Annotated in this window: 21 protein-coding genes and 2 tRNA genes; 13 read left to right on the top strand and 10 right to left on the bottom strand. The window is 46.4% G+C overall.

The genetic code is table 11. The features are described 5' to 3' along the window. Positions 1–744, top strand: a 744-nt coding sequence (locus tag NWE96_11980) for a methyl-accepting chemotaxis protein (GenBank protein MCW3984687.1), incomplete at its 5' end; no start/stop codon positions are given. Positions 745–753: 9 nt separating this feature from the next. Continuing rightward, positions 754–1,194, top strand: a complete 441-nt coding sequence (locus tag NWE96_11975) for a chemotaxis protein CheW (protein ID MCW3984686.1) — start codon at positions 754–756, stop codon at positions 1,192–1,194. A gap of 92 nt (positions 1,195–1,286) precedes the next feature. Here NWE96_11975 and NWE96_11970 read toward each other — a convergent pair whose 3' ends face one another. Together NWE96_11970 and NWE96_11965 are read right to left on the bottom strand one after the other, a co-directional pair. Next, positions 1,287–1,568 carry a hypothetical protein gene (locus NWE96_11970; GenBank protein ID MCW3984685.1) on the bottom strand — a complete coding sequence of 94 codons (282 nt, stop codon included), beginning with the start codon at positions 1,566–1,568 and terminating at the stop codon, positions 1,287–1,289. A 48-nt stretch (positions 1,569–1,616) separates the two neighbouring features. Next, complete coding sequence (locus NWE96_11965) at positions 1,617–2,582, bottom strand: 6-phosphofructokinase (GenBank protein ID MCW3984684.1); 966 nt, start codon at positions 2,580–2,582, stop codon at positions 1,617–1,619. 125 nt (positions 2,583–2,707) lie between these two features. Between NWE96_11965 and NWE96_11960 the strand changes: the two genes are divergently transcribed. Beyond that, positions 2,708–2,862 (top strand) — tRNA-Tyr (locus tag NWE96_11960). 111 nt (positions 2,863–2,973) lie between these two features. Here the strand turns inward: NWE96_11960 and acs are convergent. Together acs and NWE96_11950 are read right to left on the bottom strand one after the other, a co-directional pair. Then, a complete protein-coding gene (acs, locus tag NWE96_11955) occupies positions 2,974–4,938 on the bottom strand; it encodes an acetate--CoA ligase (GenBank protein MCW3984683.1) in 1,965 nt (654 codons plus the stop codon). A 340-nt stretch (positions 4,939–5,278) separates the two neighbouring features. Continuing rightward, positions 5,279–5,854, bottom strand: coding sequence for an acetate uptake transporter (locus tag NWE96_11950; GenBank protein MCW3984682.1), 576 nt, complete (start codon positions 5,852–5,854; stop codon positions 5,279–5,281). A 225-nt stretch (positions 5,855–6,079) separates the two neighbouring features. On the opposite strand from NWE96_11950, the gene NWE96_11945 reads away from it, so the two are divergent. The 3 genes from NWE96_11945 to NWE96_11935 all read left to right on the top strand — a co-directional run bounded on the left by NWE96_11945 (position 6,080) and on the right by NWE96_11935 (position 9,435). Further along, positions 6,080–7,417 carry an OFA family MFS transporter gene (locus NWE96_11945; GenBank protein MCW3984681.1) on the top strand — a complete coding sequence of 446 codons (1,338 nt, stop codon included), beginning with the start codon at positions 6,080–6,082 and terminating at the stop codon, positions 7,415–7,417. 391 nt (positions 7,418–7,808) lie between these two features. Next, positions 7,809–8,918, top strand: coding sequence for a tryptophan--tRNA ligase (locus tag NWE96_11940; GenBank protein MCW3984680.1), 1,110 nt, complete (start codon positions 7,809–7,811; stop codon positions 8,916–8,918). A 103-nt stretch (positions 8,919–9,021) separates the two neighbouring features. Beyond that, positions 9,022–9,435: a CBS domain-containing protein gene (locus NWE96_11935; protein ID MCW3984679.1), complete on the top strand. Its 414-nt coding sequence runs from the start codon at positions 9,022–9,024 to the stop codon at positions 9,433–9,435. 1,056 nt (positions 9,436–10,491) lie between these two features. Here the strand turns inward: NWE96_11935 and NWE96_11930 are convergent. Further along, a tRNA-Asn gene (locus tag NWE96_11930) sits at positions 10,492–10,568 on the bottom strand. A 66-nt stretch (positions 10,569–10,634) separates the two neighbouring features. Continuing rightward, on the bottom strand, positions 10,635–12,113 hold the full coding sequence (locus NWE96_11925) for a B12-binding domain-containing radical SAM protein (GenBank protein ID MCW3984678.1): 1,479 nt from the start codon (positions 12,111–12,113) through the stop codon (positions 10,635–10,637). A 304-nt stretch (positions 12,114–12,417) separates the two neighbouring features. Here NWE96_11925 and NWE96_11920 point away from each other — a divergent pair, with 304 nt between their 5' ends. From NWE96_11920 to NWE96_11905, 4 genes are read left to right on the top strand one after another with little or no spacing between them, the layout of a single operon-like run. Next, the gene (locus NWE96_11920) at positions 12,418–12,972 is read left to right on the top strand and encodes a 2-oxoacid:acceptor oxidoreductase family protein (GenBank protein ID MCW3984677.1); all 555 of its coding nucleotides are present in this window, start codon (positions 12,418–12,420) and stop codon (positions 12,970–12,972) included. Then, the gene (locus NWE96_11915; protein MCW3984676.1) at positions 12,969–13,262 is read left to right on the top strand and encodes a 4Fe-4S binding protein; all 294 of its coding nucleotides are present in this window, start codon (positions 12,969–12,971) and stop codon (positions 13,260–13,262) included. Before NWE96_11920 ends, NWE96_11915 begins: the two co-directional genes overlap by 4 nt. A 30-nt stretch (positions 13,263–13,292) precedes the next feature. Further along, entirely contained in the window at positions 13,293–14,498 is a 1,206-nt protein-coding gene (porA, locus tag NWE96_11910; protein MCW3984675.1) for a pyruvate ferredoxin oxidoreductase, read from the top strand. Positions 14,499–14,511: 13 nt separating this feature from the next. Then, positions 14,512–15,483: a thiamine pyrophosphate-dependent enzyme gene (locus tag NWE96_11905; protein MCW3984674.1), complete on the top strand. Its 972-nt coding sequence runs from the start codon at positions 14,512–14,514 to the stop codon at positions 15,481–15,483. 114 nt (positions 15,484–15,597) lie between these two features. Here NWE96_11905 and NWE96_11900 read toward each other — a convergent pair whose 3' ends face one another. Continuing rightward, positions 15,598–15,966, bottom strand: coding sequence for a winged helix-turn-helix domain-containing protein (locus tag NWE96_11900; protein ID MCW3984673.1), 369 nt, complete (start codon positions 15,964–15,966; stop codon positions 15,598–15,600). Between the two features lie 274 nt (positions 15,967–16,240). On the opposite strand from NWE96_11900, the gene NWE96_11895 reads away from it, so the two are divergent. From NWE96_11895 to NWE96_11885, 3 genes are all read left to right on the top strand, one after another. Further along, complete coding sequence (locus NWE96_11895; protein ID MCW3984672.1) at positions 16,241–16,528, top strand: type IV pilin; 288 nt, start codon at positions 16,241–16,243, stop codon at positions 16,526–16,528. Beyond that, a complete protein-coding gene (locus NWE96_11890; protein ID MCW3984671.1) occupies positions 16,494–18,785 on the top strand; it encodes a hypothetical protein in 2,292 nt (763 codons plus the stop codon). Before NWE96_11895 ends, NWE96_11890 begins: the two co-directional genes overlap by 35 nt. Before the next feature lie 174 nt (positions 18,786–18,959). Beyond that, complete coding sequence (locus NWE96_11885) at positions 18,960–19,733, top strand: hypothetical protein (GenBank protein MCW3984670.1); 774 nt, start codon at positions 18,960–18,962, stop codon at positions 19,731–19,733. Positions 19,734–19,836: 103 nt separating this feature from the next. On the opposite strand, the gene NWE96_11880 is transcribed toward NWE96_11885, so the two are convergent. The 3 genes from NWE96_11880 to NWE96_11870 all read right to left on the bottom strand — a co-directional run bounded on the left by NWE96_11880 (position 19,837) and on the right by NWE96_11870 (position 22,780). Continuing rightward, the gene (locus NWE96_11880) at positions 19,837–21,114 is read right to left on the bottom strand and encodes a sugar phosphate nucleotidyltransferase (GenBank protein MCW3984669.1); all 1,278 of its coding nucleotides are present in this window, start codon (positions 21,112–21,114) and stop codon (positions 19,837–19,839) included. Beyond that, positions 21,111–22,463, bottom strand: coding sequence for a phosphoglucosamine mutase (gene glmM, locus NWE96_11875; protein ID MCW3984668.1), 1,353 nt, complete (start codon positions 22,461–22,463; stop codon positions 21,111–21,113). Before glmM ends, NWE96_11880 begins: the two co-directional genes overlap by 4 nt. Before the next feature lie 134 nt (positions 22,464–22,597). Continuing rightward, entirely contained in the window at positions 22,598–22,780 is a 183-nt protein-coding gene (locus tag NWE96_11870; protein MCW3984667.1) for a hypothetical protein, read from the bottom strand. Between the last annotated feature and the right edge of the window lie 12 nt (positions 22,781–22,792).

Here is a 22,792-nt window from a genome sequence, read left to right as displayed (position 1 = left end):
TTAAACGCGGCTATTGAGGCTGCTCGTGCTGGTGAAGCTGGCCGGGGATTCGCCGTCGTAGCCGACGCCGTTAAAGGCTTAGCGGGGCAGTCCAAGCAAGCTGCAGGCTCAGCAATCAACTTGGTCAAAAACATCAAAGAAGCAGGCGACCAAACTAGTAGGATTTCCAGTCAGTCGCAAGCAGGTGCCCAAGATGGTGCATCCGTAGTTTTGGGTGCAATTAAAGAATCTGAAGGTATCGCTGCGATAATGGAAAATATGACTAGAAAAGTAACCAGTCTCACTAACGGCGTAGAAAAAGGTCTTCAAGAAATCGTCTCAGTTACAAAGACCATTGAGGAAGTTGCAAGTATCGCTGAGGAAAGTTCATCTGCATCTGAAGAGGCATCCTCAGCTGTAGAAGAGCAAACTGCCTCAGCACAACAAATGGCTAACATAGCAAAAGACGTCACAAACGTGGCCTTGGAAGTTGAAAACTCAACCAAGATGGTTATGGAGAGCGCTGGAGAAGTGGCAAAAATCGCTGGCGAAGTTGACAACGACGCCGAGTCCGTTGGAAAAACGACTCTGGCAATCGAAGAACACGCAAAGAGTGCCGTTTCAAAGACAAGAACAGTCAGCGAAAGTGCCTTAGCGGTCGTAGCAGCAGCGCAGAAAACTAACGAGCAGATGGCGAAACTAATCCAGTCACGTCAAAACATCCTAAACGCGATATGCAAAAAATACAATATACATGCAGAATAGGTGAAAAAGATGGCGAAGACAACAAACGGGGATTTACAAATAGTTAACTTCACTGTAGACGATGTTAATTACGGTGTCCCAGTCGAGCAAGTCCGTGAAGTCAGGGACATGCAGCAAGTAACCCGTGTACCGGGAGCACCAGACTATGTAAATGGAGTTACAAACCTCAGAGGGCAAATCATAACTGTTGTCGATTTACGCAAACGACTTGGGCTAGCGGACGTGCACAATGGTAGTGAGAAAATCATGATCATTGACTTAGAAAAATCAGCTGTTGGCGTGGTCGTTGACGCTGTAACTGAGGTTACTACCATCAAAGAGGCGGATATTCAGAAAAATAATGAGATAACTTCTTCGTTGGGTGACTTCATAATCGGAGTTGGTAAACAAAACGACAAGTTGTCGCTGATTTTAGACATAGAGAAGATCGTGAAGAAAAAAGACAACTAATTATCCGACGATTCTTTGTGGTTACACAGAACGTGGACGTAAGGGCGCCTGAATCGTAGGCAGAAATCTTCGATTCAGACTACGCGCCAAGATTATTTTTTCTTTGATTTCGCTTTTTTTCTTGGCGCTTTTTCGGTGTCTGGTTCATCCCAGTAGCGGTCGAACTCCTCTGGAGTCATCAACTCCAAATTCCGCATTTGCTGGCTAAACGTATCCATCGCGCAGGGATTACTTAGATGGGCACGGTAGATTTCGATGAGTAAATCGACAGCCATAGATGTGGAAACTGGTTTTTTTGCGATGAGCGAAAGTTCCTCTGAAACCCTCACAACATCCTCGTAGACGCGCAGGGGCAAATTGAGAGTTTTTGGCATACTTGGCTATTTGCGCCTCAGCCTATTTAATGTTGCCAACCCACAAGGCTAAACAGACAGCATCTCAGCGACTTTGAGTAACCGCAAATCCAGCGGCTTAACCCCCCGCGCCGACTGCTCCAAATCCACAGCACCGACTACGCCGTTTTGGAGGCCGACTGCCAAGTTGCCCTTACCTTCACAGATCAAATCTACCGCTTTTTCTGCAAACAAACTTGCCAGGAGGCGACTGCGTGCGGTTGGGCTCCCTCCCCGCTGTGAGTAGCCCACTATGGAGAGGCGGACTTCGGAGGTGGTTTGCTGCTGTAGTTGGTGGGTGAGTTGGCTGGAGTCGCCGAACCCCTCGGCTGCGACTATTATGCCTGCACGTTTGCCTTTCTTGGAGTTTGTCTCCATGATTTTTATGACTTCGCAGGTGGAGAGGGGTTTTTCTGGGATGAGGATGACTTCTGCGCCGACACAGATGCCAACTTGCAGCGCGAGGAAACCGCGCTTGCGTCCCATGACTTCGACGATGAAAATGCGTTCGTGGCTTATGGCTGTGTCACGGATTTTGTCGATAGCCGCGACCGCGGTGTTTACAGCAGTGTCAAATCCAATGGTTTCATCCGTGCCATACACGTCGTTGTCTATGGTTGCAGGTATCCCGATCATTGGCACACCGCTACGCTTGCTAAGTTCCAAGGCGCCTCTAAAAGAGCCATCGCCGCCGATCACCACCAATGCGTCTACGCTGTTTTGGCTTAACGTCTGTGCGGCTACTTCTTGGCTTTGAGGCTGCTCAAACTCGGGGCACCGCAATGTGTGGAGTATAGTTCCGCCTGTTTGAATGATTCCCCCTACAGTGCGGGGGGTAAGTTTGCGGTAACAGTTACTCAGTAACCCATCCCAGCCCCGCTCGAAACCGAGAACTTGTACTTCGCGGCAGGCTGCGACACGGGTGACTGCACGGATTGCTGCATTCATGCCTGGTGCGTCGCCGCCTGATGTGACTATGCCGATTGTTTTGACCATAAATTTGTGCCTCTTTGAGTGCTATTTCACTCTTGCTTTGGAATTAAAATGTTTAGGATGATTTCACTGCGGCGTTAAATCCAAAACACATAAATCTTCTTTGTTTGTCTTTATGGGTTCACTATCGGGAGGTAGCTCAGCCTGGCAGAGCTCTCGAGCCCATCGGCACGTGCCGGCGGACGGAGAAGCTGTAGAGGTCTACCTATGGTGGGCTTCATTCTAGCCTGTCTAGGCCACAGATACCGAGCTGTCGCAGGTTCAAATCCTGCTCTCCCGACCACACGACATTAAACATTTTGTTTTAGTGATGGGTTATTGGGTTGCTGCAGTAAAAAGGGTCATTAAATTAGAATCGTAGGTTTAGAAATAAAAAAGAAAAGAAGAGAAGGGTTTACTGTTTCTTTTCGAGTTGCTTGCGTAACTCGTTGTAGGTTGCTTTGATGTCTTCGATTGAGCCTTCGTCTTCGATTGTGCTTGTGTCGCCGAGTGCTGCGCCTGTGAGGACTGCTTTTAGGAGTCTGCGCATGATTTTACCGCTACGTGTTTTGGGTAGTTTTGGCACGATTACGACTGCGTCTGGGGTTGCGATGGGGCCGATTGTGGTTCTGACGTGTTTTGTCAGTTCCGCTTGTAGCTCTGCTGAAGGAGTGAATCCACTGCGTAACACGACGAATGCTACTGGGACTTCGCCTTTAACTGCGTCTTCTTTGCCCATGACTGCTGCTTCACTGACTGCTGGGTGGCTGACGAGTGCGCTTTCGAGTTCGACAGTGCCGATTCTGTGTCCTGCAACCTTTAGGACTTCATCTGCTCTTCCAAGCAGCCAGAAGTATCCGTCTGGGTCTCGGATTGCGTAGTCGCCTACGTAGTAGATTCCTGGCCATTTACCAAAGTATGTTTGCTTGAAACGGTCGGGGTCTTTCCAGACTGTTTGAAGCATTCCAGGCCAAGGAGACTTTATCACTAGGTAGCCTTTGGTTCCTTGTGGTACTGGTTGTCCTTTTTCGTCGACTATGTCTGCATTAACTCCTGGCAAAGGTAACGTGGCTGAGCCTGGTTTAAGTGGTGTTAACTCGATGCCTGATGCTGGGCTGATCATGAAGCCGCCGGTTTCTGTTTGCCACCAAGTGTCGATGATTGGTAAGCGTTCTTTGCCGATTACACGGTAATACCATTTCCAAGCTTCAGGGTTTATGGCTTCACCTACTGAGCCGAGTTCGCGTAGTGTAGACAGGTCATGTTTGTTGACCCATTCTTCGCCGAATTTCATGAACATGCGAACGGCAGTTGGGGTACCATAGAGGATTGTGATGCCGTGGTTTTCAATCATGCTCCACCAGCGGTCTTGTGCGGGGTAGTCTGGGGTACCTTCGAAGAGGAATGCGGTTACTCCGTGGCTAAGTGGTGCATAAACGTTGTAGGTGTGTCCAGTGATCCAACCGATGTCTGCAACGCACCAATAGATGTCATCGTCTTTGGGATCAAAAGCCCACTTAAGAGTCCAGTATGCCCATGTCAGATAGCCGCCTGTGCCGTGCTGGACACCTTTTGGCTTGCCTGTGGTTCCTGAAGTGTATAGGATGAATAGTGGGTCTGTTGATTTCATGACTTCAGGTTCAACGTATGCGTTTGCTCCTGCTGCTGCAATTGCATCATGGTACCATACGTCGCGTCCTTCTTGCATTTGGATTGGTTGACCTGTGCGTTTGACGACGATGACTTTCTTTATGCCAGGCATGTTTGGCAGGGCTCGGTCTGCGGTGTCTTTGATTGCGACGGGCTTGCCTCTGCGGAATGATCCGTCGGCAGTGATTAGGACTGTTGCGCCGCAGTCGTTTACTCGGTCTGCGAGTGCCTCAGCGCTAAAGCCAGAAAAGACTACTGCGTGGACTCCACCGATGCGGACGGTTGCGAGTAACGCGATGGGTAATTCGGGAATTACTGGCAAGAACATTGCTATGCGGTCGCCTTTTTTGACGCCATAGTTTTGCAGTGCTTTTGCGAGTTTGTTTACTTCCCGGTATAATTGGTAGTAGGTGTATGTTTTTACTTCTCCCATTTCGCCTTCCCAGATGTAGGCAAGTTTGTTTTTGCGGCTGCCTTTGACGTGTCGGTCTAATGCGTTGTATGATATGTTGAGTTCTCCGTCTGGGAACCATTTGTAGAACGGCGGGTTTGAGTCATCCAGCACTTGTGTTGGTGCCTTAAACCAGTCGATTGCTTTGGCTTTTTCAGCCCAGAATTCACGGGGGTTCTTTATGGATTCTTCCCACATTTGTTTGCGGATTTCACCTGAAGAAAATTTGGCGATACTTGGAGAATATTTCTCATTAAAGGGTAGACTAGCGTCGGACATATTCTCATCCTATTGGCTTGCACAATATGCCTGACTGAATATAAGTTTTTTTAAAGCGTTGATGTAAAATTGAAAAAAGATTTTGGGTTTTTTTGATTTAGCAGGAAGATTGGGTTTTTACATTTGGATGGAGCAAAAATGGGTGTTTCAATATTTTGTGGGGCAAGTTTTTTCTGATGGAAATAAGTTTGTGATTAAAATGCTTTAACTGTTAATTTTTTTGAGACAAATTTCACTGTTTCCGCGAAAAAAATACAGTTACCGCAGTTTCATCCATTGCGTTTTGTGAAAAACGTTATAATTATGCAATAATCGAGAAAAAAGTGGGAAAAATTCTCTTTTACTTAACTGGGCATATAGGCAAAACTGTTTTTTGGTGCTCCTCATTGAGGATTTCTGCAAACGCAAGGTACACCGCACTAGCCCCACATATCACACCTTCAATTCCAGTGACAACATTAAACCACACAGGGTTCCCCATCAACTCTCGTGCAGTCAACATAAAGAACAACACGAACAAACTTCCAAACACAAATTGTATTGCACGATTCTTCTTTAATGTGCCAAAGAACATTGCCAACGTGAATAAACCCCACATAAAGAAGTAAGCCGCCATAGCAGTTTCTGAAGGTGTATTAAGTCCGCTTATGACGGTTATTTTAGGCAGAACAATAAGCGCTACAAGTGACCACCAAAACAAGCCGTATGAGCTGAAAGCGACCGTGCCAAAGGTGTTGCCTTTTTTGAATTCCATTATGCCGACTATGACTTGTGCCAATCCGCCGTATGCTAAGCCCATTGCGAGAATCATTGTGTCAAGCTTGAATAGGCCTGTATTGTGCAGGTTTAGAAGAACTGTGGTTAGACCAAAACCTAAAAGTCCAAGTGGTGCAGGGTTAGCTGACTTAATGCTCATGTTTTTTCCTCATTTTGCAATGTCTTGCTTAGTTTTTGAATAAATAATTATCTCTAGAATTTAAGATAGTCCACATTTGGCAATCATAACAATCCACTAAAACATTAATTCTGAAAAATTGAATACATTGATGAACGATTAAAAAATTTTTAATCAATGTGCAGAAATCATAAAGCGAAAGAGATTTAATTAAGAACAGTAAGAGTCTTGCGCTAAGTGAATTACATGGTTACCCCCAATAATTCAGGTCTTGAACAAAAAGTTATGAATCGTTGGGTCGTTGTTGTTGGCGGCATTCTGATACAACTTGCATTAGGCGCGATTTATGCATGGTCTGCATTTACGGGTCCTTTGCAAGGTTCAGCGGCTGCACCCAGCGAGTTTGGCTTTACTAAAACAGAAACCCAAGCTATTTTCAGTGTAGGTCTTCTGGTCTTTGCCATCTTTACTATAATCGGTGGTCGGCTGCAGATTAAGCAGGGTCCGATGAAAGTGGCTTTACTCGGAGGAGTCTTACTGGGTTTGGGTTACATCCTTGCCTCTTTTATGGGCGCGAGTTTTATCGGCAAATTAATCTTCATCGGTGTTCTGGCTGGTGCAGGTATCGGTCTTGCCTATGTAGTACCGATTGCGACGGCAGTGAAGTGGTTCCCTGACAAGAAAGGCTTGGTCAGTGGTCTTGCCGTTGCAGGTTTTGGCTTCGGCGCTTTCATATGGATTCTTTTAGCCAATCCACCTAGTGTTCTTGGCTTTAGCGGATTAATTAGCAAACAATCAGGTGCATACGCATACACAGTTGCAAACGTTGACTTCGCGTTCTTAGTTTACGGAATCGTCTTCTTAGTCCTTGTACTCATGGGCTCATTAACCATGAAAAATCCCCCAGCAGGCTGGAAGCCAAAAGGTTGGACTCCACCACAAGCAACCGCTGGTAAACCCTGCGTAACCTCACTTAAACCCAAACAAATGCTCAGATCAAGAAACTTCTACCTGTTATGGATGATGTTCCTTATCGGTGCACTTGCTGGCTTAATGGTTATCGGTAACGTACAAAACTTTGCAAAAAGCCCAACAGATGGATTCACTGCAAGCGGATTCACTTTAACCGAAGCAACGGACTTTGCAGTTATCGGTGCAGCTGTTTGTTTGCCGATTTTCAACGGTGCAGGACGAATTGCTTGGGGACAAATCTCTGACAGAATTGGTCGACGCAAAGCACTCATGGGCATGTTCGCGTTCCAAGCAGCAATGATGACTGTGTTCTTCTTCACTACATCAAACCCACTGCTATTCTACGTCGTTGCGGCATTGATAGGATTTAACTTCGGCGGCAACTTTGCATTGTTCCCCGCAAGCTGTGCAGACTCGTTCGGAGCAGAAAACCTCGCCATAAACTATGGTTTCCTCTTTACGTCTTACGGTATAGGCGGAATTGTTGGACCGATTTTGGCTGGTTTAGTGCAAGATGCAGGCATGAGTTTCCTCTACGCGTTTATTCCTGCAGCTGTGATGTGTGTGGTTGCAGTGGTGCTCGCGTTAGTTTATAAGGAACACAAATGCTGAATGGATCGAGTGTAAATACACTCACTTTTCTTTTTTTTTGTTTCATTTTAATGTACCTACAGTTTGCTTGTGACAACTTTGGTTGGGTGGCTTGCGGTTCGGGTTTGTTGCGGTTTTTTCTATATGTCACTATTTAAAGGCGGATACGATCCCCCTGCTGAAACTCGTAAACCACGCGACGTCTCTGCCGCTACCTCCCCTCCCTTATATAAAGAAAGATGGATTGCTAGGTTTTTGGATTCGGGGTCAGATTTCCCTTTCAGTATGCATACACGAATTCCAACAGAAATGATGAGCGAAAAAAGATATATGACAAGACACAATCCACTGTTGACAATCGGTCTGGTGAATCACTACGGCTCAACCCAACGCTGAAGAAAACAACAACGAAATGGTTGTAACCCCTTGGGAAGTTAAAGGTAAAGTCGATTATGAACGACTCATTAAAGAATTCGGAACCCAACCACTTACACCTGAACTCCTCGCCCGAATAGCAAAACACACCGACAAGTTGCACCTGCAGCTTGAACGAAAAATTTTCTTCAGCCACCGCGACCTCGACACCGTACTCAACCTCTACGATAAAGGCACCAAGTTTGTGCTCTACACAGGCAGAGGACCAAGCGGCCCTGTTCACATCGGGCATCTGGTTCCATGGATATTCACGCTTCACATGCAGCAGAAATTCAAAACCCGCCTCTACTTCCAAATCACCGACGACGAAAAATACCTCGTCAGCGACGATCGCGACCTAAAAGAAACTGAGAAGTGGAGCTACGAAAACGCCCTCGACCTCATCGCACTCGGCTTCAAACCCGAAGACACCTTCATAATCTACGACACAAAAGACATCGACCTCCTCTACGACATAACCCTCGAAGTTGCCAAACGCATCACCTACAGCACCGCACGCAGCAGCTTCGGTTTCCAAGACAGCACCAACATCGGTTGGGTGTATTGGCCTGCAATCCAAGCAGCGCCATGCTTTATCCACAAAAAGCTCACGGGCGAAAACGTGCCTGCGTTGATTCCAGCCGCCATCGACCAAGACCCATATTGGAGAGTCACCCGCGACGTAGCCCAAAAACTAGGCTACTATAAACCCGCCCAAATTCACTGCCGCTTCCTTCCCGGACTGGGTGCAGGAGGAAAAATGAGCGCTTCCATGCCTGAAACCAGCATATTCACAGTGGACCAGCCTGACGTGGTGAAAAAGAAGGTTTGGAACGCTTTCACAGGCGGTAAAGGCACCGCGGCAGAGCAGCGCAAAACGGGCGCTGACCCATCAATCTGCAGCATATACCAATACTACTTCTACCTGTTCGAAGAAGACTCTGCAAAGTTGGTTGAGCGGGAACGTAAATGCCGAGGCGGCGAAATGCTCTGTGGGGAGTGCAAAAAAGACATAGCGGAAAAACTCAACCGCTTCCTAGAAGAGCATCAGAAACGACGGGAGAAAGCAAAGGATACAATCGAGCAGTATCACATAAAACGCTGCTAACTTGTGAGCGGTTACTCCTAAAAACCTTGATTAACCACAAAAACCCACATTCTTTTTGAGTTTTGGTGTTTTTATGTCAGGTACGGTTTTAGTTAGAGATATTATGAGCAAACCTGTTAAGGTGGTTCGCGAAGACACAAATCTGCATGAAGTGATCGCGACGTTTAGCAGCTTTGACATAGACTCGATTGTTGTTGTGCAGGGTGAGCGTCCTATTGGGATAATAACGACAAAAGACGCGTTAACGCGGGGTTTTGAGCACGGGTTGCCTGTTAGCGCCATAAAAGCGGGAATGGTGGCCTCACGCCCTCTGATTACAATTGATGCTGAAGCAAGCGTGGAAGAAGCCGCAGAACTTATGCGCCGAAAAAAAGTCAAGCATTTACCAGTTGTTCGCAAAGAAAAACTTGTAGGTATCGTTTCGGACATGGACATCATTTTTGCTTTGCCCTCGATGTTGAATAGAATGGAGGAAGTCTGCCGACCAGAAAAACAGCCGACAACGCTTCAGCATTAACGGTCTTTTTAAGTGAAACTGCCTCATATGTGGTAAGAGTTAATCAATTTTTTTCGTTCTTGTGTGTGGGTTTAGTTTATGGCGCACTCCACCAGTTGTTTGGGGTTGCTTTTTGGTAGATAATTCGCAAATTTTTCACCATGTTCGCATTTCCTTACTTGTTCTTTTTCTACCCTTCGCTTGGGACTGGGCGATGACAAGCCTTTAAAGCATTCAGCTTTGGATTAGAAACTACACAAAGAAAATGTATTTCAAAATCTATGTGCACTTTTGCTTATTTACGGTTTTTTTACATTAAATCATTTTTAATATGATTTACAATATGGATAATTTTTTTTTAACTAATCAAAAAAACACACTTTACGGACCTACATCAAACGCCTATCTAATTTCTTAGTGGGGTCATTAATTCATTTTTATCCCTTTGTTGTTACTATCTTTGGCTAGTTATAGCTTTTAGCTCGCGCTATAGGGAATTTCAGCTAACAGCAATAATTCAAAGAACTCCTATTTGCAAAACCTCATAAGGGTACGCGTTCTTAGAGTGTAATTGGAGCCTATGAGACGGGTAGTTGCAGTCCTGGTCATTCTCCTTATCGTTCTGGGCGCCATAGCAGCAATCAGCCTTTACCTCGTAAAAGATAACGTGACGGTGTCAGGGAATGCATATGTTACTTATCTTCCTGGAACAATCATTCAAGAGATAGAATTTGTGGATACTCAAACAGGAGCATCGACTGCTTTTCAATTTCATCAAGCTTCGGGTGGTACCGATTACTATTCAGTCACCCTAAAGAATGGACATACCTACAACGTCTACATTAGTTTTTACCATATAATTCCGGAGGATTCGCAGACACACTTCACTACAACCTTTTATGTTAATGCAACGGATGGACAAACAGTGATAACCAAAGACTTTTGGTATCCTAACTACTCTTGAAAGGTAAGACTTGGATTTTCTGGTTTGGGCTGGATAGAGCTGCTGTTGACGTGTTGAGGTTAGTAGCCTTTTTAGGCTCTCAAACTACAAACATCATTTAAAAGGTGAAGTGTTGGCGCCGCCGAAAGGACTCGAACCTTTGACCTACTGATTAACAGTCAGTTGCACTACCGGGCTGTGCAACGGCGGCAAACCACGGTGCTTCTGTCACATTCAGTTCCACAAAAGTATTTAAGCCTAATCGTTGCTTGACGCTTTATTCTATCTCTCTAACCTTATGCTTCGCTATCGCCGAGAAGCCCTTATAGAACTCCTTCATTACGCGACTGTACCATTTACCCGTAAACGACCAATCTAGCAGGTTATCCACCCAGTAAAAGTCGTGTTCAGCGCATTGAATCAGCAGTTCTTTGTGGCGTTGACTTAGCTGTGTTTTGGTGAACCAGTCTTTATTGGTTAAGTGTCCCAGTGGAACAAAGAAGAGCGGTACGATTAGGCTGCGCATGCCTTTTAGGTCATCGACGAGGTCCATGGTTTTAGTTATGTCATCCTCGGTTTCGTCTGGTAACCCTACGATTAAGGTGCAGGCTGGAACGAGCTTGTTGTCATGTGCCAACCCCATACCTTCAACTACGACATCATGCCATTTGTCAGCGCTAAAGGGGTGCGCTTTGGCGGGCATAATCTTTTTCGCGATCTCAGATGAGCCCGTTTCTATCCCTATCTCTACGCCCCACCAGTTCTGCTTTTGCTGGATGATCTCTGAGATTTGCCCAAACACTTTAGGCGATGAAGCAATGGCAGCAAGTGAACAGTGGCTCCAACTTAGGCTTTCACAGCGTTTCATTACATTTTGGTGTAGTTTCAAAAGTTTTTCTGGATCAGGGGTGGTGTTTTTTGACCCGTAGAGCATGACGTCTTCGGCGTGAAGGCAAGCGCCATGAACCTTTCCTGAGTTCAAGTTCACGTTCAATTCACGTTCAACTTTTTCAAGCGGGTACCATCTGAGCGGACGCAGGGTTACGTTGCAAAATTGGCATCCCCGACAGCAACCTCTTCCAATTTCTAGTAAACCGTTGATCGAGGGCTTCTGGATGTCTGGAATTTCCTCTAAACTTGGTACCTCACCCACGCCCACTTCATAGTGACCAGGCAACTCTTGCCCTTCCAAGGCCGCTTTAAACAGTTTACCCACGACATTTTCCCCTTCCCCCTCCAAAACGCAATCAATCCCAAGGTATTTTGCTGCTTTTGCCCTATACTTGAACTGCCAAGCTCCAGGTCCACCGACGATAATTTTTAAGCCCCTCTTTTTTGCTTCTCTCACCTGCGGGCTAGTCAGCAGAGCCTGAAAATACTTGGCTAAGTACGGTTCTTTTTTGAAAAGTGCCGCTAGTGTTGTTGAAGCAGGTCCCAGCCCAAAGGGGTCCATGGCGTGTACCCCCAGAACTTTTGCATCTTTTAGGTATTTACCTAAATACTGTGGGCTTACCGTGTCAACATTAAACCCTTCCTTAATTAGTTGCGCTTCGGTTTTTCTTAGTCCGTACGGCGCTGTCCAGGGCTGGTGGCTGTTGGTCTCGATAGGTGGAAAGAAAAGGTAGCTAAAAAGCCACTCTGGAACAAAATTTGGCGGTGCGCATGTCCCGAACCCGAGAAACTCGTTATGATGGTAGTTACTCATTAAGGTTCGGTCAGCTGTTAAAAGGATGTCCGCCTTTTGTTTTTCCTCCATAAGCCCGCCTTCTCTGCTAGCTTTTTGGGTAAAATTGTGGAAGCCCTTAGAAAGATATAACTTTTGTCATAGTTTACGGTTGGCTGCTTGCTCGCGATTTGTGCTTTAAACACTTGCCTTCTTTCAAGATTTTAAGTAAATATGCCAACCGAGCCTCACAGAAACAGTTTCTATGTAAACCCTACAACCAAGAATTTGTACATTGAATATTCAAGTTTTGCCTGTTTACTAGAAAAATGTATATCAAGGTTGACGTAGAACTTACAGAGAACTAACTTTAGTGAAGGGGATTGCTTTGAAAACTATGGTAGAGTTTAGATGGCACGGTAGAGGCGGTCAAGGAGCTTGGACAGCCAGCGAACTTTTGGCTAGAACAGCCCTCGATGAAGGCAAATACATCCAATCATTCCCAGAGTTTGGGCCTGAACGGATGGGCGCGCCAGTAACTGCTTTCACACGAATCAGCACCGAACCAATCAGGCTGCACTGCGCAGTTTATGACCCAGATGTCGTGATAGTTTTAGATAACACTTTACTAAAAACGGTGCCAGTTACAGCTGGATTAAACCGTGAAGAAGACTGCATAATCATAAACTCAAACCAGGAACCAGCCGCGTTAAAAGAAACCTTGAAAGTTGTTAAGGGGAAAGTTTGGACGGTTCCTGCAACAGAAATCGCCCTCAAAATCTTGGGTGCTCCAATTACAAACACTGCCCTGCTAGGTGTCGTAGCCAAAGCAACTAACATCGTTACTTTAGACGGTATACAGAAAACCCTCAAAGGGCGCTTCCGCGCTGACTTGGCAGAGAAAAACTTTGCAGTTGTTCAAGAAGCATACAAAGAGGCAAAAGTCATATGAGTAGTAAAGAAAAAACATGGAAAGAAATCTCCATCGCAGGTGTTCCATCCAAATCCAGCATCGGATTTTTGACAGGCGACTGGAAAACCTACATGCCTGTACGTGATTTAGAAAAATGCACCCTCTGCCTAACATGTGTGATGCTCTGTCCTGAGGGCGCTATAGCTTTTCTTCCAGAGAAAAACAAAATCAAAATCGACTTAGGCTTCTGTAAAGGCTGTGGAATATGTGCAAACGAGTGCCCAACCAAAGCCATAACCATGAAGATGCCTGAGGAAGAGGAGGAGTAAACATTGACACAACAGATTAAGCAAGAAACTATGGCTATGAACGGTGACGAAGCAGTCGCTTACGCAGTTAAACAATGCGACGTCGACGTTGTGGCAGCTTACCCAATCACACCCCAAACAATCATAGTTGAAAAATTCAGTGAATACGTCGCAAACGGTGAAGTCCAAACCCAATACGTCTGCACTGAATCCGAGCACAGCGCCATGACCGCATGCCTAGCAGCGGGCGCAACTGGAGCTAGAACGTTCACCGCAAGCGCTTCAGCTGGCTTGGCTTTGATGCATGAAATGCTCTATGTAACCTCTGGGTCACGTGTGCCTGTGGTGATGGCAATTGCAAACCGTGCCCTCTCAGCACCGCTTAACATACACGGTGACCACTCAGACAGCATGGCTGAACGTGACAGCGGCTGGATTCAGCTTTACGCTGAAAACGCGCAGGAAGCATACGACTCTATCATTCAAGCCTTCAAGATCGGCGAAGACATAAACGTGTCGTTGCCTGTCATCGTTGGTATAGATGGCTTCACCCTAAGCCACACCCTTGAAAGAGTAGACACATTACCCGATGAAGTTTTAAGACAATTTGTCGGGCAACGCCAATACCCCCTCGTGGTGACTCATGAGGGCAAAACCGTACCGTTCAAACTTGACCCCGCCAACCCCATGACCATGGGGCCAAACGCGCTGCAAAACTACTACTTTGAATTTAAACGTCAACAAGAAGAAGGCATGAAAAACGCCTACAAAAAAATCCAAGACGTCAACTGCGAATACGCAAAACTCAGCGGCAGAAGCTACGGCAACGGTCTCATCGACCCCTACAAGCTCGACGATGCAGAAATCGCTATTGTTGTTCTCGGCTCAACTGCGGGCACCCTCAAAGTAATCGTGGATCAACTCCGCCAAGAAGGCATCAAAGCAGGAATTCTAAGAATCCGCGCATTCCGCCCCTTCCCAGTCGACGATATCAAAAACGCCCTTAAGAACGTAAAAGTTGTTGCAGTTATGGATAAATGTATGAGCCCCGGCGGTTTAGGTGCAGCAGTCTTTAGTGAAGTAAGAAACGCATTATATGACCAAAGCACAAGACCCATCGTTGTTAACTACATTTTTGGGTTAGGCGGCCGCGACTCAAGTCCACGTGACCTGCGCAAAGTCTTCGAAGACATCATAAAAATAGCCAGAACAGGGCAAGTTGAGAAGACAGTGAACTATTTAGGATTAAGGGAGTAAGGAGGAAAAGAAAATGACAACTCAAGAATGGAAATTCACCGCCAGAGACATCGCAACAAAACCTGACCTATTCATGTCCGGACATCGAGCCTGTGCAGGATGCGCACCCGTAACCGTGCTAAGATTAATCATGAAAGCCACACGCGGACCCACAATCGTAACCCAAGCAACAGGCTGCATGGAAATCGTCGGTTCCATCTACCCCTACACTTCATGGGCAGTACCCTGGCTTCACACTGCATTTGAAAACGCCGCTGCAAACGCTTCAGGCATCGAGGCAGCCATAAAAATCATGCGTAAAAAAGGCAAAATCAAAGACGAACATATAGATGTCATTGCATTGGCGGGTGACGGAGGAACAGTCGACATCGGTTTGCAAGCGCTTTCAGGTGCTATGGAACGCGGTCATGACTTACTCTTTGTCCTCTACGACAACGAAGGATACATGAACACCGGCATACAGCGGAGCAGTTCAACCCCGATTGGTGCCTCAACTACCACCAGCCCCGCTGGCACAGTCATCCCTGGCAAACTGGAGAAAAAGAAGCCAATCACAGAAATCATGTTAGCCCACGAAATTGAATACGTCGCCACCGCCACGCCCTACTACTGGAAAGACCTCATCACCAAAGTCCGAAAAGGCTTAGAAGTTGAAGGACCAGCATTCCTCCACGTCTTCGCACCCTGCCCCAGAGGCTGGAGAAGCGACCCAGCGAAATCCATGGAGTACTCAAAACTCTCAGTCGAAACCTGTGTGTTCCCCATTTGGGAGGCAGTAAACGGCAAACGGCAGCTATCCACACCCAGTAAAGTCATCTCGCTGGCCCCCCAGAAGAAGAAACCCGTCAAAGCTTACCTTGAAGGGCAAGGCAGATTCCGCCACCTCTTCACACCCCAGAATTCCCACATACTTTCAGAGATTCAACGCACTACGGATGAACGCTGGGAAAAACTACTCCAGAAATGCGCTTCAGGCGCAACCTAACCCTTCCCCTTTCTTTTAGTCCGTTTATAAAGCTAATTTCGGTATCTAATGGTTTTTCTTGCTCGTTGATAATCGGGTTTTGGGGCGTCTTGTGTCTGTTTTTCTTAACTACAGCTAGCATTGTGCAGTGAGAGGCGCGTTAAAGCTTCGATTTTTTTGGTTGTCGCCGTTGAAGAGAGAAACTTTGAGTGGACTCTTGTAGCAGTCGTCGCTGAACATGCCGATGATGCTTTGCTGTTTCTCGACAAACTCCAACCCCTTACTTGTGGGCACGTAGACTGCTTTGCCGTCAAGCTGGGTTTTCTGAAGCAGACCGTGTTTGGTTAAGAAGTTTATGTATTCGTTGAGTTGGCTGAAGCTGAGGTTGGCTTTGAACATGATGTGGGTTTTGCTGGTGCCGCTTTTAGCTATTGAGATGATTTCCATCATTATGATGAGTTTGTCTCGCCGTTTAGCTTTGTAGTCGATTATTTCTAACGTCATATATTTCCCAACTGCCACTCTCTTCTAGAGTATTCGTCTATACGCAAATATTACTACAGCAGTTATAAAGGGTGTTTCACACAACCCACTATATCGAAAACCGTAATATCCCCCAAAAACGCATCCAAAAGCTTCGTATTGCGTATTTAGGTTACTTTCACCATGGCTTTTGGGGGAATTAGAACTTTATTCTATGTAGCTTTAAATAGCTAAGACCTCAAATTGGCTACCAAAGACTAAGGTATCTTAATACAGAGAAAGGGAGAAAAAACACGTGCGAAAAATAACAAAATTTAAGCGTTCAATCAAAGCGATTTCACCAGTAATCTCAGTACTACTTTTGATAGCCATAGCCGTCGTAGCCGCCATAGTGGCGTACGCATGGGTAACAGGCTACATCGGTTTCCAAAGCGAAAAAGCTGGCAACAGCGTGCTAATTCAGAGTTTTACCTCTGATGGAAACTTAATTGTTTATGTCCAGAATAATGGGCAAGGAACAGTACACCTAAAGCATGACAGCAGTGTCTATGTACGATGTTTTAAAGACGATACTTCTAGTTGACGACAAAGATGCCCATTCTGGTCAGCTTGACCCAATCCCCATAGCGTTAGGTCAAACAGTTAAACTAACCATAGATTATCAACCGAAACCCAACGAAGACTTACGCATAAGAATCGTGACTATCGAAGGCACGTTTATGGAAAGCTCAGGGAAATCTGGCCAAACAGCAACACAGCAGGTTAGCGTATCCTTTGCAAAAGACCCAACTACTGCAACCTCAACCATAAATCCCTCATCTTCGCAATCATACTACGTGGGTTCAGTCATCAGTGTATCTGCACAATTAGCCTCAGACGAAATTCTAACCAGCTGGACCAGCTCAACTTCGTCACTACAAATTTACAGTGACCAAGCAACTTCAACACTGGTTAAAGTCAACGGAGCCGGCACAATCACAGCACACTTTGCAAAATCAAACCAGCCATACCTTGAATTCACCTCTGGTGCTTCTCAGGAAGTAACAGTAAACGAACTATCCAACCCAATAACCATTAAACGCCAGCAAGACAGCACAACTGGCCCGATCACTGTTACTTTGACTGCAAGCATAAGCACAGGCACCTTCCAAGATGCTCAAGGAAACCCAATATCAACAGTTAACATTGCTAATGCAGGTGGAACCGCAACCTTCTACTTCAAAGACTCCGTCCCAGGAACCAACACAATAACAGTCTCATCTCCAGGATACACCCCCGACCAAACACAGTTCACCATCAAGAGCAAAACTGCACCAACTCCAACAACATCCACAGGCCCCAATCCAACAACCTCAACCAGCCCCGACCCATCCACCTCCACAAGCCCCAACCCAACTCCAAACCAAGCAACAAACAAACTCACCTTCGTAGCAGGCGCACCACAAAACGTACAGATTAACACTCCATCCGAAAAAATAACGGTTCAAAGACAAGATTCAGCAGGCACCCCAATCACAACTGGCACCACATCTGTCACACTTACCGCTACAGCAGGAACATTCTACTCCAACGCAGAATGCACAAACGCGATTACTAACCCAGTTACAATTAGCTCAGGCGCCAGCACAACTGACTTCTACTACAAGTGTCCCACTTCAGGGCAACAGACCCTTACCGCATCAGCCACAAACTACCAAAGTGCTACTACAACATTTACGCTGTCAACTCAAGCACCCACCACATACACAGTCACATACACAGTTAACAACGTTGACTATGGAACTGTCAGTCCGTCTGGAACAATCTCAAACTATGCTTACGGACAACAAGTCACAATCACGGCAACACCAAAAACTGGGTACCAATTTGTAGATTGGACTCGTAGCGGTAATATAATCATCACAGATGAAACTTCCCAGCAAACAACAGCCACCATACAAGGCGACGGCACCATAACCGCCAACTTTAAAGCACAATCAACAGACAAACTAGTGTTCACAACTGGAACTAAACAGTACTTACAACTAAACCAAGTATCCAACGTCATCACAGTCCAACGTCAAACACAATCAGGTGCTGCAATAACCTCAGGCACAACTACCATACAGCTAGTTTCAACTTCTACAGGAGGAAAATTCTACTCCAACTCAGATGGCACAACTGAAATCACAACAGTAACAATCAATGCCGGCGCAAGCACAGCAACCTTCTACTACAAAGACACTGGCACTGGAACACCAATCTTGACTGCTTCAGCACAAAACTATGCAACAGCATCAACATACTTCAACGTAAACACACGTTGCACAGGCTTTGAAACCTATGGCTCAGTAACTTGGACTTACGGTTGGTCAGTTGGATCTCAACCACCGTGGTACCGCGGCGTTGGCGTTGGAGTTGACGGCACAGACTGCGCAAAATCAGACTCAAACAACTACTACAACGATAACGGAGATATACGTAACGGCACAAACGACGGACCATTCACATGCAACTCACTTAACGCTACATCCGCAAACACAATAACCATTACCTTCCAGTACAAACTAGAGAATACCGATGCAATATCTGACTTCGTGCTCGCCTATGCAAACGTTTCAAATCCAAACCTCTACGACACATACTTCAGCCACAGAACATTCACATACTTCGCTACATTGGGAACAACTCAAAACGACGGCCAATGGCATACGTATTCAGTGACATTCACCAGAGCAGCAAATCCATCGCTATTCACGTCGACCTTCTGGTTCCGATTCGAAAGCAACCTTGATACTCATCAAGGCAGCGGCCTAGTTGAAGCAGTATCTGTAGACAACGTTATCATATCGTTGTCTTAGAATACAAAACATCTCAACCTTTTTTCTTTTTTAACTTTTATATACTAAATTTAAACAATAATAACCAGTTGAATCCATATGAGAATTAACCGTTTATTCATCTTCGTAATTTTGTTTTCATCAATAATCTTGGCATCAGCAAATATGGTCTCAGCTCAAACAGTGTTACCTGGCGTGTCAAAAGGTGAAACGTTCGATTATTCATATATCTTAATCTGGACTACAACCGATCCCTCAGCAACCCCACCTACAGAGCTAGTAGAATATAACCGCACACAACTGATACAGTTCAAAATAACTGATGTATCCGGCTCAGTTCTGTCGGTAGATTTTGTAAGAAAATTCCAGAATGGTACTCAAACGACTCAATCAGGAACAATAAACATAGAAACCGGACAAATCACTCTACCATATGGCTTTCTGATAATCGGCTCTAACTTGGCAAAAAACCAACAAGTCTACCCGAATGGAGGACACCAAATCATAGCTGACACAATTAAACGCTCTTATCCAACTGGAGAAAGAGACACGAACCTGATTGGCGGCGAAGATACAACCACAAAAACCACCATATACTTTGACAAAATCAAAGGTATAGCTGTTGACTATACATATACTATTTACAGTTCATCCAATGGGCACGTTGTCAATTCAACTGAACGAATGGTTAATACTAATTCTGCTGTTTGGATTGCGGCGCCTCCCCCGCCGACTCCTGGCCCAACGAGCCAACGTACAGCTACGCCTACTCAATCTGCATTTCCAACGGTAAAGGCAACACCGATCTCAACCCCGCAGATCGACAACTTGATTCCGATTGTGGTGTTGGCTGTTGTAATTGTGATCGTTGCGGTAGCCGTCCTCTTACTGGTTAAGGGGCGAGGTCGTAGGCGGAAGTCGCGGGTGGACGAGGAATTCGCAGAGTACCTTAAACCAAAAAAACCTTAACTTTTTTTGTAAATGCTGGCAGCCGCGCTTGCTGCTCTGCCGCTACCTCCCCTCCCTTATATAAACAAAAGCAGAAAAATGATTTCAAAAAAACGTGGCTCTACTATTTTCTTGGCTTAACTACGCCGCTCTGCTTTAGCAACACAACGCTGTCCGCTGGCAGGTCGCGTTCCACCATAAAGTTCGCGCCAACCCACGTGTTTGCGCCAACCTTTACCCCGGGCATAAAGAGCGCTTTGATGCCTGTCTTTACATTGTCGCCTAGGATGGCGCCGAGTTTGCGTCTGCCCGTATCCACCACTTTACCCTTAACTAACATTTTAACGGGGGCATCGTCGAAACGTAGGTTTGCCATGATGGTGCCTGCACCGAGGTTACATTTCTCGCCTAAAATGCTATCGCCTACGTAGCTGAGGTGCCCGACGTGTGTGCCGTCCATTAGGATACTGTTTTTCACTTCGCAACCGTTGCCCACACGGGTTTTTTTGCCCAAACTGGTGCCGCTTCGGATGTAGCAGTTCGGTCCAACATCGGCTTCTTCATCGATAAACGCTGGGCCTTCTATGTATGCACCTGAACGTATCCGCGCAGACTCCGCCACCGATACAGGACCGATGAGGTGCGCGCCTTCCTCCACTTTGCCCAGCACCTTGTGTTCCATGCGTTTAAGTGCCCAGAGGTTTGCGTCCAGTAAATCCCAGGGCCGACCCACATCAAACCAGTCTTGCCTTGAAAGTTCGGCCGCTACTACTGTTTTCCCTTCTTCTGCTAGCATGGTTATGGCGTCGGTTAGTTCCCATTCGCCGCGGATTGAAGCTTTGGTTTGGCGGATTTTGTCGAATACTTCTTTGGAGAACGCGTAGACTCCTGCGTTTGCCAGGTTTGAGGGCGCTTTTTCAGCTGCGGGTTTCTCTATGATGCGTTTCACGTGTTTTTGCGGGGTTTGCTCGATGATTCCGTAATTTTCTGGTCTATCAACGGCTACAACGCCCATGACTGCGGCGGTTTTTCCCTTCTTAAACTTTGAGAGCACATCTTTCACGGCGTCTTGTCCAAAGAGCAAATCCCCATAGACCAAAACAAAATCACCATCCAAATAGGGCTCCGCTACGGACGCCGCGTTTCCTGTTCCCAAAATCTTGGGTTGCTTAACGTAAGTAATTTTTAGACCTAGTTCTGCGCCGTCGCCGAAGTAACTCTGTATTGCTTCACCCATATAGTGAGTCACTACGATGGCTTCGGTGATGCCTGCTTTTTTGACTGCTTCTAGGCAGAATTGCAGAATCGGTTTGCCACCTACCTTTAGAAGATGTTTGGGGCGGGTTGAAGTCAGGGGTTGGAGCCTTTCGCCTGCACCTGCCGCTAGCAGTACCGCTTTCATCGTGTCTGTGCCTCTATTAGTGCTGATGCTTTTTGGGTTATATCTTTTGCCGCCTTGTGGGTTGCGCCCTCGACTGTTAGACGGATAAGGGGTTCGGTTCCTGAAGCGCGGACGAGTAGCCAACCATCTTTGAGCGCTAGTCGCACCCCGTCTACAGTGGAGAAATCTGTGTAGCCTGGGAATGCTTCTTTTAGGATGTTGCCAAGTTTTTCAACGATACTGTATTTTGCTTCGTTTTTACAAACAAAATTCTCGCGCATAGTGATGTATTCGGGTGCTTCCTCGACGAATTCGGACACTGTTTTGTCCACCTCTTCAAGCGCTGAAAGAAACAGCGCCGCCGAAAGTGGACCGTCGGGGCAAAGATGCTGCTTGGGATGCACCCATGCGCCACAGGGTTCGCCGCCGAAAACCGCACCGTCGCGTTCGATGGCTTCGGAAACGTAAATGTCACCGACACGTGTGCGAGTAACTTTGCCGCCGTATTTCTCAGCCATAGTTTCTACACACATCGAAGCCTCTACGTTAGTCACTACGGTTCCGCCTCCATTCCGCTTCAATGCAAAAGCGCCATAGGCGGCTAACGAGCGGTCAAAGTTCACAAAGACGCCATTTTCATCTATGAAAGCCACCCGGTCTGCGTCACCGTCAAACGCGATACCGATGTCTGCTCCCAGCGCTTTAACGGTTTTGGAGAGGTCTTGGAGTGTTTCCGCGTTGGGTTCAGATTTTCTTGCAGGAAAGTGCCCGTCTGGCTGGGCATTTAATGCAGTGACTTTGCAGCCTAAGGATTTAAGCATAGTTGGTGCCAAGCTGAAGGCGGCGCCACATCCTGGGTCAACTATGACGCGCCACTGTTTTTTGAGTGAAACTGCTTTGTGCACCATATCCATGTAGGGTTGGGTGGCATCAATCGTCACTGTGTTGCCTAAAGCGCGCCAATCAGCAAACGCAAACTGGTTTTGTGAGATAATTTTTTCCACTGCCTCTTGGTCTGCGTCTGTGTATGACAATGCGTTGTTGTTGAAGACTTTTATGCCATTGTACTGCGGGGGGTTATGTGAAGCCGTCAACATGAAACCAACATCTGCCCCCAAAATTTTGGTGGCGTAGGCACAAACAGGGGTTGGAACCCGACCTAAAAGCAGGACTTCTGTGCCGCAAGACATTAAGCCAGCGACTAAAGCGGCTTCAATCATGTCCCCAGAAACGCGTGTGTCTTTGGCGACTACCGCTCGTTTGGCTTTTGCATGCATCGCTGATGCAGCGGCAACTTTACACGCTAAAAGGGGTGTTAAATCAATGTTTGCTAAGCCTCTGACGCCTGAACTTCCGAACAGCTTTGCCAATTAAATCCACCTTTCTTGGTTTTATATGGATGGTTAGTGCTTGAAGGCTATAAAAGAATTCGGCAGACTCTCCAGAACCTTGCGGGTTCGGTGATGCATTTAACCTATCATTTAGGGGGCATTTGAAACTATCATCAGGGCCTGACACATTCAGCTTTGGGTCTGTATGGGCGTTTGGTGGTTCTTTTGCGGTGGTGGTAGCTACATTCGTTGATGCGGGTTAGCATCCAGCTGGTTTCTTGGTAGATGCAGCCGCAGGGCAACTTGACCTCTCTTGACGACTCAGAAGTTTGTGTGCTCTTTTTTGCTTCAACCAAGTAGTATGCCCA

It is taken from the genome of Candidatus Bathyarchaeota archaeon, from assembly GCA_026014685.1.
In the GTDB taxonomy this organism is placed as follows: Archaea; Thermoproteota; Bathyarchaeia; order Bathyarchaeales; family Bathycorpusculaceae; genus Bathycorpusculum.
Note: the sequence above shows the minus strand (reverse complement) of the source record. Positions and strands in the feature narration are given on the sequence as shown.

Coding starts and splice junctions, on each gene's coding strand:
- NWE96_11975 (MCW3984686.1), top strand. CDS start 754: ATGGCGAAGACAACAAACGGGGATTTACAAATAGTTAACTTCACTGTA.
- NWE96_11970 (MCW3984685.1), bottom strand. CDS start 1,568: ATGCCAAAAACTCTCAATTTGCCCCTGCGCGTCTACGAGGATGTTGTG.
- NWE96_11965 (MCW3984684.1), bottom strand. CDS start 2,582: ATGGTCAAAACAATCGGCATAGTCACATCAGGCGGCGACGCACCAGGC.
- acs (MCW3984683.1), bottom strand. CDS start 4,938: ATGTCCGACGCTAGTCTACCCTTTAATGAGAAATATTCTCCAAGTATC.
- NWE96_11950 (MCW3984682.1), bottom strand. CDS start 5,854: ATGAGCATTAAGTCAGCTAACCCTGCACCACTTGGACTTTTAGGTTTT.
- NWE96_11945 (MCW3984681.1), top strand. CDS start 6,080: ATGGTTACCCCCAATAATTCAGGTCTTGAACAAAAAGTTATGAATCGT.
- NWE96_11940 (MCW3984680.1), top strand. CDS start 7,809: ATGGTTGTAACCCCTTGGGAAGTTAAAGGTAAAGTCGATTATGAACGA.
- NWE96_11935 (MCW3984679.1), top strand. CDS start 9,022: ATGAGCAAACCTGTTAAGGTGGTTCGCGAAGACACAAATCTGCATGAA.
- NWE96_11925 (MCW3984678.1), bottom strand. CDS start 12,113: ATGGAGGAAAAACAAAAGGCGGACATCCTTTTAACAGCTGACCGAACC.
- NWE96_11920 (MCW3984677.1), top strand. CDS start 12,418: ATGGTAGAGTTTAGATGGCACGGTAGAGGCGGTCAAGGAGCTTGGACA.
- NWE96_11915 (MCW3984676.1), top strand. CDS start 12,969: ATGAGTAGTAAAGAAAAAACATGGAAAGAAATCTCCATCGCAGGTGTT.
- porA (MCW3984675.1), top strand. CDS start 13,293: ATGGCTATGAACGGTGACGAAGCAGTCGCTTACGCAGTTAAACAATGC.
- NWE96_11905 (MCW3984674.1), top strand. CDS start 14,512: ATGACAACTCAAGAATGGAAATTCACCGCCAGAGACATCGCAACAAAA.
- NWE96_11900 (MCW3984673.1), bottom strand. CDS start 15,966: ATGACGTTAGAAATAATCGACTACAAAGCTAAACGGCGAGACAAACTC.
- NWE96_11890 (MCW3984671.1), top strand. CDS start 16,494: ATGTACGATGTTTTAAAGACGATACTTCTAGTTGACGACAAAGATGCC.
- NWE96_11880 (MCW3984669.1), bottom strand. CDS start 21,114: ATGAAAGCGGTACTGCTAGCGGCAGGTGCAGGCGAAAGGCTCCAACCC.